This window comes from Vibrio sp. 1978 (genome assembly GCF_033344345.1).
This window is the reverse complement of record NZ_JAWPOP010000015.1, coordinates 81687-95512: the sequence shown is the minus strand read 5'-3', so window position 1 is coordinate 95512 and position 13826 is coordinate 81687. Positions and strand designations below refer to the sequence as shown.

15 protein-coding genes are annotated in these 13826 nt (G+C 46.1%); 9 read left to right on the top strand and 6 right to left on the bottom strand.

Features of this window, described 5'->3' with window-relative positions; translation table 11 throughout:
* Window positions 1-13 precede the first annotated feature (13 nt).
* On the bottom strand, window positions 14-613 hold the full coding sequence (locus R8N49_RS15635; RefSeq protein WP_033906273.1) for a TetR/AcrR family transcriptional regulator: 600 nt from the start codon (window positions 611-613) through the stop codon (window positions 14-16).
* 111 nt (window positions 614-724) lie between these two features.
* Between R8N49_RS15635 and R8N49_RS15630 the strand changes: the two genes are divergently transcribed.
* Entirely contained in the window at window positions 725-1267 is a 543-nt protein-coding gene (locus R8N49_RS15630; protein WP_005374097.1) for a carboxymuconolactone decarboxylase family protein, read from the top strand.
* Between the two features lie 95 nt (window positions 1268-1362).
* Here the strand turns inward: R8N49_RS15630 and R8N49_RS15625 are convergent, their stop codons facing one another.
* The 3 genes from R8N49_RS15625 to R8N49_RS15615 are packed head-to-tail and all read right to left on the bottom strand — an operon-like array spanning window position 1363 to window position 5895.
* A complete protein-coding gene (locus R8N49_RS15625) occupies window positions 1363-2739 on the bottom strand; it encodes an efflux transporter outer membrane subunit (protein WP_206949454.1) in 1377 nt (458 codons plus the stop codon).
* Window positions 2740-2753: 14 nt separating this feature from the next.
* Window positions 2754-4718 carry a MacB family efflux pump subunit gene (locus R8N49_RS15620; protein ID WP_206949455.1) on the bottom strand — a complete coding sequence of 655 codons (1965 nt, stop codon included), beginning with the start codon at window positions 4716-4718 and terminating at the stop codon, window positions 2754-2756.
* Between the two features lies 1 nt (window position 4719).
* The gene (locus R8N49_RS15615; protein ID WP_258489552.1) at window positions 4720-5895 is read right to left on the bottom strand and encodes an efflux RND transporter periplasmic adaptor subunit; all 1176 of its coding nucleotides are present in this window, start codon (window positions 5893-5895) and stop codon (window positions 4720-4722) included.
* 772 nt (window positions 5896-6667) lie between these two features.
* On the opposite strand from R8N49_RS15615, the gene R8N49_RS15610 reads away from it, so the two are divergent.
* The 4 genes from R8N49_RS15610 (at window position 6668) to R8N49_RS15595 (ending at window position 9895) form a co-directional block, all read left to right on the top strand.
* Window positions 6668-8011, top strand: a complete 1344-nt coding sequence (locus R8N49_RS15610; protein ID WP_206949456.1) for an OmpP1/FadL family transporter — start codon at window positions 6668-6670, stop codon at window positions 8009-8011.
* A 78-nt stretch (window positions 8012-8089) separates the two neighbouring features.
* The gene (locus tag R8N49_RS15605; RefSeq protein WP_020841751.1) at window positions 8090-8809 is read left to right on the top strand and encodes a carbonic anhydrase; all 720 of its coding nucleotides are present in this window, start codon (window positions 8090-8092) and stop codon (window positions 8807-8809) included.
* A 79-nt stretch (window positions 8810-8888) separates the two neighbouring features.
* Window positions 8889-9440 carry a YtfJ family protein gene (locus tag R8N49_RS15600; RefSeq protein WP_005480925.1) on the top strand — a complete coding sequence of 184 codons (552 nt, stop codon included), beginning with the start codon at window positions 8889-8891 and terminating at the stop codon, window positions 9438-9440.
* A 20-nt stretch (window positions 9441-9460) separates the two neighbouring features.
* Complete coding sequence (locus R8N49_RS15595; RefSeq protein ID WP_005480927.1) at window positions 9461-9895, top strand: hypothetical protein; 435 nt, start codon at window positions 9461-9463, stop codon at window positions 9893-9895.
* A gap of 79 nt (window positions 9896-9974) precedes the next feature.
* Here R8N49_RS15595 and R8N49_RS15590 read toward each other — a convergent pair whose 3' ends face one another.
* Window positions 9975-10514, bottom strand: a complete 540-nt coding sequence (locus R8N49_RS15590; RefSeq protein ID WP_172563700.1) for an NUDIX domain-containing protein — start codon at window positions 10512-10514, stop codon at window positions 9975-9977.
* A 51-nt stretch (window positions 10515-10565) separates the two neighbouring features.
* The gene (yjjG, locus tag R8N49_RS15585) at window positions 10566-11240 is read right to left on the bottom strand and encodes a pyrimidine 5'-nucleotidase (protein ID WP_005374109.1); all 675 of its coding nucleotides are present in this window, start codon (window positions 11238-11240) and stop codon (window positions 10566-10568) included.
* Window positions 11241-11378: 138 nt separating this feature from the next.
* Here yjjG and R8N49_RS15580 point away from each other — a divergent pair, with 138 nt between their 5' ends.
* From R8N49_RS15580 to R8N49_RS15565, 4 genes are all read left to right on the top strand, one after another.
* Window positions 11379-12302: a LysR family transcriptional regulator gene (locus R8N49_RS15580; RefSeq protein ID WP_258489553.1), complete on the top strand. Its 924-nt coding sequence runs from the start codon at window positions 11379-11381 to the stop codon at window positions 12300-12302.
* A 115-nt stretch (window positions 12303-12417) separates the two neighbouring features.
* Complete coding sequence (locus R8N49_RS15575; protein ID WP_258489554.1) at window positions 12418-12732, top strand: hypothetical protein; 315 nt, start codon at window positions 12418-12420, stop codon at window positions 12730-12732.
* A gap of 47 nt (window positions 12733-12779) precedes the next feature.
* Window positions 12780-13466, top strand: a complete 687-nt coding sequence (locus R8N49_RS15570; protein ID WP_005497912.1) for a helix-turn-helix transcriptional regulator — start codon at window positions 12780-12782, stop codon at window positions 13464-13466.
* A 164-nt stretch (window positions 13467-13630) separates the two neighbouring features.
* A complete protein-coding gene (locus R8N49_RS15565) occupies window positions 13631-13813 on the top strand; it encodes a hypothetical protein (RefSeq protein ID WP_005393690.1) in 183 nt (60 codons plus the stop codon).
* Window positions 13814-13826: the final 13 nt, after the last annotated feature.

Genomic DNA, 13826 nt, shown 5'->3' with positions numbered 1-13826 from the left:
TGAGCAGCCTCATTCAGCTTTCTGTTTTTGGTACGTTACCGCGGAAACTGTCCACCATAATAGAGATCAACGTCTTTAAGGTTACATCATCACTGCGGTATGAGTAGGCTCGTATACCCGTAAACTGAACCTGGAACAACTGAGCAAGAAGCAATGTATCCTGAGCTTCAATTTCGCCATTCTCGATTGCTCGCTCAAACAGCTTTGCAAGAAAAGATTCAAATTGGTTTGCTAAGCTGTTTGTTTGATTGCGCAGAGCATTAAAATCCTCAGCAAATTCACTTGCTGATTTGACTAACATGCACACTTCACTGGGATTGGAGTCTCGCTGATTGATAACCACATCAATCGCGAAAGCTTCTATTGCATCTAGAACCGTTGTGTTCTGAGTTAAATGCAACTCAAACAGGGCTTGTAAGTTCGCAACGTACATTTTTAGCGCTTCACAATATAGCCCCTCTTTTGACCCAAACGTCGCATAAATACTTCCAGGACGCAGATTAACGCTATCTTGTAAATCACGTGTAGATGTTGCATGAAAACCTTTCTTCCAGAATAGATCCGAGGCGGCTTTCACCACTTCATCACGTTGGAATTTCTTTGTATTCGCCATGAGCAATTATCAATTTTGAACATATGCTCAATTTTATATTGAGCGACCGCTCAAAATCAACTATCCTGTTCTTGCCTAATCCGCTCATATCCAATTACAGGAGATTTAAACATGGCAGAATTTAAACTGTATACCGCAGAAAACGCACCCGAAGGATCAAAGCACCTGATTGAAAATTCAGTCAAAGCGTTTGGCATGCTACCAAATCTTCATGCTGTTATGGCTGAAGCGCCAACCTTGCTTGAGGGTTATCAAGTTGTGCATGAGCTCTTTCAACAAACATCATTTAACGCAGAAGAATTGACCGTCGTATGGCAAACCATCAACGTTGAACATGGTTGTCACTACTGCGTTCCTGCTCATAGTGCGATCGCGGCGTCAATGAAAGTGGATCAGGAGATTGTTGATGCTCTCGTCAACCAAACACCATTGGCAGACGAAAAACTTGAAACACTACGAGAAACAACGCTTCAAATGGTGCGTCAACGTGGTGTAGTGGAAGAGTCTCAGATAGAGAAATTCTTTGCGGCAGGTTACGGACAGCAGCAACTGCTTGAAATTGTTCTTGGTCTAGCGCAAAAAGTGATGAGTAACTACACCAATCACCTAGCTGACACCCCGGTTGATGCACCTTTCAAGAAGTTCGCCAAGTAACTTAAGCTTTTATTACTGGTCCCATTCATGGGACCAGTAATACCTTCAAAAAGGCTTTGTTGCATGGCGCTTCGCTAGTGTGAGCTGACACCTAATTACAACGGCGCAACGTCGGTTCCTCCTAAAGACTGGTAAAGCGTAACCTGAGTGAGAAACTGGTTGTAGCGGTTCTCCAACAAAGAAGCTTGTGCGTTTCTGGTGTCTTCTTGGGCATTCAAATAGTCCATGATCGATGTCGAGCCATACTGATACCGCGCAGCATATATGGACTCAGCGGCACTTGCGGCATCATATTGTTCTTGTAAACGCGCCGCTTGATACTTCAATTTTTCTCGTGCCGACAAGGCATTTTCGACATCTTGGAATGCGGCGTACAACACTTGGCGATAGCTCACAATGGCCGATTGATAGTCTAAATCGGCAATGGCTTGGCTGTTTTTCATCTCATTCCACTGCAAAAACGGTAGCGTCATATCCGCACCTAAACTGCCGATCGGGTTGGAAAGCAGGTCTTTGAGCGCTTGTGACGATCCCCCCAAAGCCCCAGTGAGCGTCAGCTTAGGCAAGTAGTCCAAATCTGCTGCGTCTTTATTAGCTAGCGCGGCTTTGACGTCATAAATCGCTGCTTTAATGTCGGGTCTGCGGATCAATAAATCAGACGGAGCACCAACACTCAACGATGGCATATCGCCTTCAGGCAGCATTTGGATGTTTGCACTGATGCTCTTCGGCGGTTGATTGAACAAAATCGCAAAGGCGTTGTTTACCTCAAGTAAACTCTGTTCAAACTCACTTTGCTGCGCTTGTAAGCTTGCCAACGTACGTTTGGCTTCAAGCACATCTAACTGATCCACAGCGCCAAGTTGGTACTGTTTTTTAATCAATTGTAGCGTTTGAGCTGCGTCTACCACATTACGCTGGCTGAGGTGTAAGCGCTGTTGCAGATAGCCGATTTGCCAATATAGCGATGCCGTCGTTGCTACCAAACTTTGTGCGGTCGCCTCGCGATCTTGTTGACTTGCCATCGCCGTCCACTTAGCTTGGTCAACGTCTGCCGAGATTTTTCCCCACAAATCCAACTCGTAATTGACGGACAAGTTGGTGCTGTAGCTATCTGCCGATTCCCCGCTATCAAGAGATTTTTGAACTTGTCCTGATGTGGAAGAACTCAACGTAGGGAAAAGGTCATCTTGCGCTAAACCCAGCTGTAAACGCGCTTTCTTTAGCGTTAGCGTTGCCAGCGTCAAATCGTTGTTTTGAGCCAACACCTGAGTAATGTATTGATTAAGCGTTGGGTCGTTAAACGCCAACCACCAAGGATCCATACTGACATCACCCGCAACATGCATCTGTTGCCAATTTGCAGGCACTTGCACCTCAGGAGCTTGATAGTCGCTACGCATAAGCGAACCACAACCTGACAACCACACTGCGCTTAAGGCAGCCGCGACCAATCGAGTTTTGAATTTCATTGTGTTACTCATTTTTAGTCTCTCGCTAGCGCTTCTATCGGATCGAGTTTGGCGGCATTGCGAGCGGGTAAAAAGCCGAAGGCGATGCCAATCAACGTTGAGCAAATAAACGCCCAGATGATCGAGTTCATCGAGTAAATCATTTGGAAGCTGCTACCAGACGTACTGAATGCAAAACCAATCAAAAACGCCAAGCCAATACCAGCAATGCCACCACACAAACACACTAGTACCGCTTCAATCAAAAACTGACGCAAAATATCCGCTTGCCGCGCACCCACAGCCATTCGCACACCGATCTCTTTCGTGCGCTCTGTCACCGACACCAACATGATGTTCATTACGCCAATTCCCCCGACAATTAGGGAGATCACCGCAATCGCTGAGATCAGTAACGTCATGGTTGCGGTGGTTTTCTCGATGCTCTGACGAATGGTGTCAGTGTTAATCGTGAAGAAATCTTCTGTACCGTGGCGCATTTTTAACAAGTTGATGATGCTCTGTTCTACCGCTGCGCTTGGGGCGTTCTCATCAATCCGTACAGTAATGCCGTTGAGGTAACGTTGTCCCATCATGCGCCCAGACATGGTGGTGTATGGCACCCAAATTTTCAGCGCGTCGCTGTTGCCAAACGCGTCTTCTTTTTTCTGCGTGACACCCACAATACGCACTGGCAATGAACCAAGAAAAATCACTTCACCAATCGGATTTCTATCCGCAAACATTTCCTTTCTGGTGTTGTCATCAATCACTGCTTCTTGGGCGAGTGAGTTCACGCTCTCTTCATCCCAAAACTGACCTTTGGCGATCTCATAACCGCGCACACGGAAATAATCTTCCCCAACCCCTTCCACAGACGCAGTTGCATCCTGATTGGCGTAACGCACGGTTAAGCTGTTGGATAAAGACGGCGTGACACTGTCGACAAAAGGTAGACTCTCCAACGATTTGGCATCGCCGGCGGTTAGCGTTTTCACTCGTCCGGAGCGGCGGTCACCAAACCCTTTGCCCGGCCTGACATCAATGGTGTTTGTTCCCATGGATGAAATATTCGACAAAATTTGCTGTTGTGAACCATTACCTAGTGCCACCACGGAAACCACCGAGGCTATACCAATAATGATGCCGAGCATGGTCAAAAACGTGCGCATTCTGTGGCTAGACATCGCCAGCAGCGCCATTTTGAGCGCGTCAATAAAACTGTCCCACTTCCACCACTTACTGGCGGCTTGCGCTGGGCGATGAAAAGACGCGCTCGGTGTCTTTGCTGCTTGCTCATTGATTACAACTTGTGCATTTGGCGTATCTGCAATGATTTCACCATCTTTGATTTCAATGATGCGATCCGCAAAGTTCGCCACGTTCATATCATGAGTCACTAAGATGATCGTATGCCCAAGTTGATGCAATTCTTTAAGCAGTGCCATCATCTCTTGCCCACTGTGACTGTCTAATGCGCCAGTGGGCTCATCGGCGAGAATCACCTCACCACCGTTCATCAGTGCACGAGCAACACTCACGCGCTGTTGCTGGCCACCACTCAGTTGGCTGGGCTTGTGAGTCAAACGATCTTCCAGCCCCAAGCGAGCCAATAGTGACTGCGCTCGCTCCGTTCTTTGACGATGAGGAACTCCCGCGTAAACCGCTGGTACTTCCACATTTGCCACCGCGGTTAAATCCCCCAGCAGATGGTAACGCTGAAATATAAAGCCAAAATACTCGCGGCGCAGTTCCGCCAGTTGGTCGGATTCCAACGTCGAGACATCTTGCCCATTAATGAAGTATCGACCGCTGGACGGTTTATCCAAGCAGCCGAGCACATTCATCAGCGTCGATTTACCTGAGCCCGAAGCCCCCACGATCGCGACCATTTCACCGCGTTTTATCTCTAAATTAATGTGGTTCAACACGGTAAGCGACTCGTCGCCAGAGACAAATCGTCGAGTTAAATCCTCAACTTTTAAAAGCACGTCACTCATCTTAGAACCTCATTGGAGGTCGACGACGATCACCTCGGCTTGATGATTCTCCATCCTTAGCATTGCCAAGAACAACTTGGTCGCCCTCCTTCAAACCTGAGAGAATTTCTGCGTTCACTTTGTTGTTAATACCCACTGTCACGGGCTTTTGCACCACTTGGCCCTGTTCAAGCACTGGCACGGTATAGTTGCCTTTGCCGCCAGATTTTTGCAGCACTTGTGAAGGGACAATCAAGGTATTTTCCGATTGCTCAAGGACAATCGAAACTTGCGCAGTCATGCCGATGCGCAAAATACCTTGCGGGTTCTTCACATCAAATACAGCGTTGTAGTAAATGGCGTCGCTATCTGAAATGCTCAGATCGCTATCATCGCCATCCATGATGGTTGGCCCCGGCTCAATCGCGCGCAATGTACCTTTAAACTGCTGATTCGGTTTGCCTAAAATGGTGAACAGCGCCGTTTGGCCTGGGTGAACAAAAATCACATCGGCTTCCGAAATTTCAGCTTTCACCGTCATAGTATCTAACTTGGCTAACTCGATAATAGTTGGCGTGGTTTGATTGGCGTTTACGGTTTGTCCTTCTTCCACCGCGGTGTAGACCACCGTGCCATCCATCGGTGCGTTGATGGTGGTGTAACCGAGATCTAACTGCGCATTGTCGACGTTGATTTTGGCTTTCTCGATTTCAGCATCCAGTTGCGCTAACTCGGCTTTGTAGATGGCGAGCGTCGCTTCGGCATTCTCGTAATCAGCTCGTGAGCTCGCTTTCGCTGCCAACATGCCTTTTTGGCGCACGTATTCATAGTTTGCTTGTTTAATCTGCGCTTGCTTAGCCTGGTACTGAGCGTTGAGACTATTAAGAGACGCTTGGGCTTCTTTGAGGCTGTTTTGCTGAGTCAGGCTGTCAATCTGTGCAATCAAGTCCCCCTGTTTTATCTCATCCCCTAAGTTCACAGCGAGGCGTTGAATTTGCCCAGATACTTGCGCACCTACATTCACCAATTTGGACGCTTGCAACATGCCGTTAGCTAATACCGCCTTTTCGATATTGCCTTTACGAACGACTTCTGTCGCGTAAGGAGAAATGGGTTCTGGACGTTGCAGATAATGATAACCACCAGCACCAATAGCAAGTAAGCCACACAAAACGAGCCATTTTTTATTGAGTTTCATAGCAGGAGTGAAGTAAATAATCGTTTTGATTTTATACTGCTATTTGTCTTAGCCGTACAGGGTACGAGACGTAAAGATAGGTAAATTAACGTCAAGAAACTGAATGAATAACTTCACTAACGTGAAAAATCAGAGATATTATAGTCACTTCAAAACTTTATTATTCAATACGTATAGCAAAGACCATTTTTAATATAGAAATTCAAGTTATAAGTATTATAAACAAAACTTTTAAATACCAACAAACCAGTAAAAATCTTAACTTATTAAATATACAATCCATTAAAATTTCATTATGGCCATTTTTAATTATTGAATTTCAAGAGGAGTTAAGTGGCAAGTTAAATAAAAAATACCCACATAACACAGGTAAGACCGAGAGGAGTGTGTCATGTGGGTTTAAAACGATAGTTCTCTTGCTGATTCGAACTACCAACGTTGGGATGCAATGGAAATACAAATGACTCAGAGTTTCCATCACGGACACTTTATCGCTGGATTTCCCTCTATTTGTTAGGGAACAGTCAGCACAATAAAAATAGAGAAGTAATACCGCAAAAATAAAAATAGAGGTTCAGGATTTAATTTACACGTAAAATAACCACTATATTCACGCCATGAAGCATTAATAAATTCAACAATAAATATTTATTAAGTTAAATTTACTTATTGTCAGCACACTGTTAATTTTACTCCTAAATGCACTGGTCAGATTTGTTTATTTTACTGATTTTAGTTGCAATACAAATTCTAATTAATTCATGAGAAAAACATGCAGCGACAATTAACTCTTTCACCGATTTATTTATTAATCGGGTTAGCCTACTCGACGGCGTATGCCGGTGGTTTTCAAATTAACGAACATTCGGCGACGGGTCTTGGTCGTGCTTTTGCTGGTGATGCCGTCATTGGTGATAATGCGTCTGTAGTCAGCCGTAACGCCGCAGCGATGACGCTGTTTAAACAAAATGCCTTATCGTTCGGTGTCACTTACGTCAAACCTGACGTTACCGTTAAAAATGCGCAATATCATCGAGCTAACATTAATGCGGATGTCAATGTTGGTATGGGTGGTTTTCCTCCGTCCCCTCAAGCTGACATTACCCCGTCCTTCTCTCAAACCGTGACCGACATTGATGACGTCGATGGCGTTGGTCAACCAGCCGTTGTACCCAATTTTTACTTTATTCACCCTATCAACGACGACTGGTATCTAGGCTTATCGGCATATTCCAACTTCGGAACCGACATGGAGTTTAAACCAAACTATGGCGCACCTGTTTTTGGCGGTGTCACCAGCGTAGCGAGTGTCAACCTTGGCGCAAGCTTGGCATACAAGGTGAACGATCGTTTTAGTATCGGTGGTGGTATTGATGTGATTTACGGCTCTGGTGAGCTGTACCGCGATATGGACGTGGGTGTTTGCGTTGGTGGGAACATACTTGGAAACGAACTAGAACAACGCTGTGGATCCGTAAAAGGCAACGCACTTGATGTGGAAGCTGGCGGCATTGGGCTTGGCGCGAACATTGGCATGATGTACGAGTTTAACGAACGTCATCGCTTAGGTTTAAGCTACAAGCACAGCCCTAACATTGATGCCAAGGGTGACATCCACTTTGCTGGCGAATCGTACGACTCGCTTGCTATGCCGCTACCGGATATTGCGGAGTTTTCCGGTTATCACCGCGTCTTACCTAAATTTGCCCTGCACTATTCTGTGCAGTGGATTGGTTGGTCAGCATTTGACAGCTTGAAAGCTGATGATCAGTTGCTAAAAGATTTTCAGTGGCAAGACTCCGCGCACTACTCCATCGGTGCGACTTGGTACGCCAATGAACGTTGGACACTACGCACGGGTTACATGTTCGACAAAACACCTGTCGATGAGCTGACTTCGCTTTCTATCCCAGATTCGAACCGTCACTGGTTATCTGCGGGGGCCTCTTACCAATGGTCATCAGATACCACGGTTGACATCGGCATGACGTACTTGATTGGTGAAGATGTCAACGTAGAAGAGTACGCGTATGAAGGTGTTCCTGCACCGATGGTGACGGGCGTTACCCATTCAAATGCGTTCCTAATTGGTGCCCAACTCAGCCACCGTTTCTAATTCGTCAGGCAGTGATCAAACCTCTAGGTCATTGCCTTGTAACAACGCTTATCAAAGCGACCGAACAGAGACATTATTATGAACAAAACACTACTTGCTTTTTCACTCTCACTTCTCACTCTAAGCGCGGCTCAGGCTTCGGAATGGGGCTATGGCAATGACAAACACGGGCCAGAACACTGGGGAGAAATCGCCAAAGACTGCGCAACCACGAAAAACCAAAGCCCAATCAACATCGACAACCCAGCCGATGCAAAACTGGAAGCACTGAACCTTTCGTACACTGGTCAGGTCATTGGTTTAACCAACAATGGTCATACGCTGCAAGCGCAAGTGAACGGACGTAACAGCTTCACCATCGATGGCGAGACGTTCGAGCTGCAACAGTTCCATTTCCACACACCTTCAGAAAACCAAATCAAAGGCCGCCAATATCCACTTGAAGCGCACTTTGTACACGCCAACGCAGACGGCGAGTTGGCGGTAATTTCGGTGATGTTTGATGCTGGCGATCAAAACGCAGCGCTGTCTAAACTGATCAACGCAATCCCACAAGAGAATCAAACCACGTTCTTTAAAGATACTTTTGAGATTAATGACTTACTGCCAAAAACTGCAAACTACTATCGATTTAACGGCTCTTTAACCACACCGCCATGTTCAGAAGGTGTGCGCTGGTTTGTGCTTAAAGACACTCAAACCTTATCCAAAGATCAAGCCGCGAAACTGATGGAAGTCATGGGACAAAACAATCGTCCGCTGCAACCGCTAAATGCGCGCGTTGTACTTTCTAACTAAACGCCACATCCGATAAGGGGCATCGTATTTGCCCCTTATTTTGATTCGATCTAACCTCACTTCGTTACAGGAACCCCCAATGAAAACTCCATCTGTTCTGTCACTCTTACTCGCACTCGCCCCGACATTCGCCTTCTCTCATAACCTTTCTGTCGGTCAAACCACCCCTTCCGTCAGCATTGATACCTATGGCGAAATGACGCTGCAAGGAGACGATGTGGCTTATCAACCTTGGGCAACTCAGCAGATGTTAGGCAAAGTCCGTGTGATACAAGCCATTGCAGGTCGTAGTAAAGCCAAAGAGATGAACGCGCCGCTGATGTCAGCAATCACTGCCGCTCACTTTCCTGAAGATCAGTATCAGACCACAACCGTGATCAACCAAGAAGACGCCATATGGGGAACCGGTACATTTGTTAAATCGTCGGCAGAGGACAGCAAAAAGACATTCTCTTGGTCTTCCATGGTGTTAGACAAAAATGGCGTATTAGCAACAACTTGGGATCTACAGCAAGAAAGTTCTGCGATTATCGTACAAAATAAACAAGGCGAAATTTTATTCGTGAAAGAAGGGGCTTTAACTCAAGACGAAGTCACACACGTCATCGAACTGATTAAACAGAATATCTAAACCTAAGGTAAGGAAAAGCTATGAAACTGTTCAACACCATCGCACTCTGTCTTTTAGCGGCTGTAGCCTCTTTCCAATCGGTTGCAGGAGACAACGATTGGGATAAGATTGCAGATAAGACCGTCAGTTTTAAATCGGAAACCGACACAGTCAATCCACTGTCACCATTTGCTAACGCTCGTTTCAGCCACATAAAAATCAAATGTACGCAAGGTACGGTCGATCTGAAAAGCGTTAAAGTAATCATGAAAGATGGTCAGGAAAAGACGTTCGACAGTTTAGGGGTTCTGACTAAAGGCATGTCATCAAGAAGCTTAAGCCTACCAACAAAAGATAACGCGAAGTTAGACAAAATCGAGTTGAACTATGAATCGGTTGGCAGCACTGCGCTGCAAGTCGCGGGGGTGACCAAAAAAGCGCAAGTGGAAATCTTAGGTAAGAAAATCGACGAGTAAGCGATGGCTCAACGAGCTCACCCAAACTAAAAACAGCGGCACTAGGCCGCTGTTTTCATTAAAAAATCGTAATGAATAACTAAATGAATTTCTTCAGCTTCGCCAAACCATAAGCAGCGATGGTGACACAATCTTTGATCGTACCGTCGATCATCATCTGTTCGAACTCCTCAACCGAAAAAGCACGAGCGATCAAATCCTCTTCTTCACTGTCGAGTTGATTGCCCACGTCCGTTAAATCAGTGGCGAAATAGACGTGACATGTCTGATTCAAAAAGCCGTATGCGATAAACTGCGCGCCGACATACGCCATGGCGCTCGCCTGCATGCCCGTTTCTTCACGCAGCTCGCCTTTGGCAAGCTCAAGATGATCCGCATTTGGGTTTGATTCCCACGCCCCTTGTGGGATCTCCCAACAACGTTGACCTACGGTGTAACGGTACTGCTGAACCAAGTGAATCATCCCGTTATCGATAGCCAGAATCGCAGCACAATCAGGTTTGTCGACCACACCATAGATGCCCTCTGCGCCGCTCGGACGTAAAATTTTGTCCTCACGCACCGTCATCCACTTATTCTGGTAAACGACTTTGCTGTCTAGCTGTTTGATGTCTGACATGGTTATTCCTTGATTTTTCTGAGGGTTACTGTGGAATAATACCCGATTCGGTTACGCCACCAAAATGTTCTTTAGTTCACTCAAAGACTCAACGGTGTAATTTGGTGCGATACGCTCATCAACGCTTGCGCCTGTGGTATTTAACCAGCAAGTTTCAATACCAAAATTATTACCACCCAGAATATCGGAATGCAGGTTGTCACCCACCATCAGTACGCGCGTTTTGCAGGGATTGCCCATTTGCTGCATCGCGTATTCAAAAATACCTAAGTCCGGTTTTGCTACGCCCACTTGTTCAGAGATCACCACTTTATCGAAGTACTCAGTCATCCCTGTGCGCTCAAGGCGGATCGCTTGCAACTCTGTAAAACCGTTGGTGATAATGCCCATTTTAGCTTTGCCTTGCAGCGCTTCCATCAGCTCTTTTGCACCTGGCAACAAGCTGCAAATATCGGCCATTGCTTCTAAAAATGCGCTGTTGAGATCTGCTGTTGTGGTATTCAACTTCTCAGCCCACTCGGTAAAACGCTTATGTTTTAGCTCATCTGCCGTTACTTTGCCGTCTTGGTAATCCACCCAAAGCGGTTTGTTTACGGTTTGGTAATGAGCAAAATCTTGTTCAGTAAAATCTACGCCTTTGCGAGAAAACATAAGCTGCAAACCTTTGAAAGCATCAAAGTGGAATAAGGTTTCGTCAGCGTCAAACAGGATCCAATCGTACTTCATTTTCTTCTTCCCAAAATCAAGGTCGTAATACTGGTGCATAGTCTAGATTGTTTTCTTCTTGAAGATAATCTCTATAATTGGAAATTAATTGTATCCTTGTGCTCAACAATAAATGCTTCACGATAATAGGAGATTGATGTGAACGCGATTGCCTCCCTGCCCGTTTTTGTTGCTGTTGTCGAATGCGGCAGCTTTTCCCTTGCGGCCAAACAGCTGAATCTGACGAAATCGGCGATCAGCAAACGCATCAACCAACTAGAAGACGATTTGGGCATTCGTCTCCTTAATCGAACTACGCGTAAGCTGAGCCTGACCGAAGCAGGAGAACGCTATTTTGAGTACGCTTCTCAAGCGCTCAATCTGGCCCAGCAAGGCGTGGACGCGGTATCGGAGCTGCAAGGATCTCCACAAGGTCGGCTCAAAATTACCGTGCCGATGTCTTTCGGTGTGCTGCATATCGCGCCTTTGATCAGCGAGTTTCTCGCTCGTTACCCGAAAATTGAAGTGGATTTAAACCTCGAAGACAAAATGGTCGATTTGGTTAAAGAAGGTTTTGATTTGGGGATCCGTATTGGTGAACTCACCTCTTCCAATCTAATCGCAAAACGTCTCGCCCCTTGTAAAAGTGTGCTTTGTGCCTCACCAGATTACTTAGCGGAGTTTGGAACACCACAAAAACCAAGTGATTTAGTCGGTCACAACTGCCTGCGCTACTCCTATTTCCGTGGCGGCGTCGAATGGATGTTCATCAACAATGGCAGCGAATACAAGGTGCTTCCAAAAGGAAACTTTATCGTCAATAACAGCGAAGCCATTCGCCAGTTGCTGTTAAGAGGTTCGGGCATTGCGCAACTGCCGACGTTTATTGCAGGAAGAGACTTTGCCGCAGGAAATCTAAAACCGGTGATGGAAGAGTATTCTCTACCAGAACACGCCATTTATGCGGTGTTCCCTGAGCGCAAGCACATGCCGTTGAAAGTAAGAGCCTTTATCGATTTTATCAGCGAAAAACTCGGCACAGATTTACCTTACTGGGATCGTTACAACAGCCCAGAAAAATAACCATATTGATGATAAGTGAGTGAGATTTCACTACTGACATGTTCTGACATTCCATCCGCGTAACCTTATTTGGAACTCAACAGGCAATCCGCCAAAACCAATAAGGAATCACAATATGGAAACCGTTATCGAAACTGTGCAATTTCGTCTAACCGCAGGCACAACAGAGCAAGACGTGATCGCCGCTGCCAGACAGTCACAAACGTTTGTGAAGAATCTGCCAGGCTTTTTGTATCGCTCACTCAGTCACGAAGCGACGGACGATGTGTGGACAGACATCATTTACTGGCGTTCAATGGACGATGCAAAACAGGCGGGAAAACAGCTTAAGCAAGCCGCTGAATTTCAGCCTCTGTTATCAATGATTGACTGCGAAAGCTTCGAGCTTAAACATCACAACTTAAAAATGTGCAGTGAGCTAGAGAAGTAATCAGCCGCACTACCACTAACAACCAGTAGGTCTAGATAAGGAACATCATGAGCAAATCAGAACGACTGTTTGAGCTACTGACGCTTTTGCGCGCAAAGCGTTACGCCGTGACAGCGAAAGAGCTCGCAGAAAGAATGGAAGTTAGCGAACGTACGATTTATCGCGATATTCAGTCGTTGCTTAGTTCTGGTGTTCCTATTCAAGGTGAAGCAGGTGTCGGCTACTTGTTGCAAGCTGGCTCTCATCTCCCGCCTTTGATGTTCTCAGAAAAAGAGATGATGGCGCTTGAACTGGGTATGCGGATGGTTCGAGCTTGGTCGGATGCCGAACTCGCCGAAGCGTCTCACTCTGCGTCCACCAAAATACTTTCGGTATTGCCCGATAAGCTCAAACAACAAGTGGAAGATTGTCCGCTGATTGTGCCCGATTATCACACCCAATCCGAGACTGCCAAACGAGGGCAGCTTCTGCGCCACGCGATTGATCATCAGTTTAAAGTCAGTTTGGATTACCAAGATGAAAGCGGACAGGTGACCGAGAGAAAAATCCAACCGTTAGGCCAGTTCTTTTGGGGCAAAGTCTGGACGCTGGTCGCCTGGTGCGAATTGCGCGATGACTACCGCCAGTTCCGCCTCGACCGTATCCAAGCACTGCGTATGCACGATGAAGAGTTTCAGAGTGCGGAAACCAAATCTCTCAAACATTATATTGCGCAGTATGAATCGAAAGATTGAGTGTTCTTCATCCTTCCATCACAAGGATTCTAAATTGCTCTGCTCAATGCGCGATATTTGGAAAGGCACATTTGGTTAAACTAATGTTTCATTTTTAACAGATGCGCAACCAACCTAAGATCGTTAACTTAAGTAGCACGTCAACCACACCGGAGCGTGAAGCTATGAAAGTACTGATTCAATACACCCAAGCAGGGAAATATCGAGATCAAGCGTGGGAGTCTTTAACTCTTCGATCTAAAGGTGATATGCAGGCCGTTACCCCTTCTTATGCTGCCCAACTTATCGAACAAAGCAAAGCGACACTTGTGATGACAGAAGACGGACAGATCATCTTTCACTCCTAAATTCTATCAGTCC

Bases quoted from the DNA above. Each gene is read 5' to 3' on its own strand.
- R8N49_RS15635 (WP_033906273.1), bottom strand. From the start codon at position 613: ATGGCGAATACAAAGAAATTCCAACGTGATGAAGTGGTGAAAGCCGCC.
- R8N49_RS15630 (WP_005374097.1), top strand. From the start codon at position 725: ATGGCAGAATTTAAACTGTATACCGCAGAAAACGCACCCGAAGGATCA.
- R8N49_RS15625 (WP_206949454.1), bottom strand. From the start codon at position 2,739: ATGAAATTCAAAACTCGATTGGTCGCGGCTGCCTTAAGCGCAGTGTGG.
- R8N49_RS15620 (WP_206949455.1), bottom strand. From the start codon at position 4,718: ATGAGTGACGTGCTTTTAAAAGTTGAGGATTTAACTCGACGATTTGTC.
- R8N49_RS15615 (WP_258489552.1), bottom strand. From the start codon at position 5,895: ATGAAACTCAATAAAAAATGGCTCGTTTTGTGTGGCTTACTTGCTATT.
- R8N49_RS15610 (WP_206949456.1), top strand. From the start codon at position 6,668: ATGCAGCGACAATTAACTCTTTCACCGATTTATTTATTAATCGGGTTA.
- R8N49_RS15605 (WP_020841751.1), top strand. From the start codon at position 8,090: ATGAACAAAACACTACTTGCTTTTTCACTCTCACTTCTCACTCTAAGC.
- R8N49_RS15600 (WP_005480925.1), top strand. From the start codon at position 8,889: ATGAAAACTCCATCTGTTCTGTCACTCTTACTCGCACTCGCCCCGACA.
- R8N49_RS15595 (WP_005480927.1), top strand. From the start codon at position 9,461: ATGAAACTGTTCAACACCATCGCACTCTGTCTTTTAGCGGCTGTAGCC.
- R8N49_RS15590 (WP_172563700.1), bottom strand. From the start codon at position 10,514: ATGTCAGACATCAAACAGCTAGACAGCAAAGTCGTTTACCAGAATAAG.
- yjjG (WP_005374109.1), bottom strand. From the start codon at position 11,240: ATGAAGTACGATTGGATCCTGTTTGACGCTGACGAAACCTTATTCCAC.
- R8N49_RS15575 (WP_258489554.1), top strand. From the start codon at position 12,418: ATGGAAACCGTTATCGAAACTGTGCAATTTCGTCTAACCGCAGGCACA.
- R8N49_RS15570 (WP_005497912.1), top strand. From the start codon at position 12,780: ATGAGCAAATCAGAACGACTGTTTGAGCTACTGACGCTTTTGCGCGCA.
- R8N49_RS15565 (WP_005393690.1), top strand. From the start codon at position 13,631: ATGAAAGTACTGATTCAATACACCCAAGCAGGGAAATATCGAGATCAA.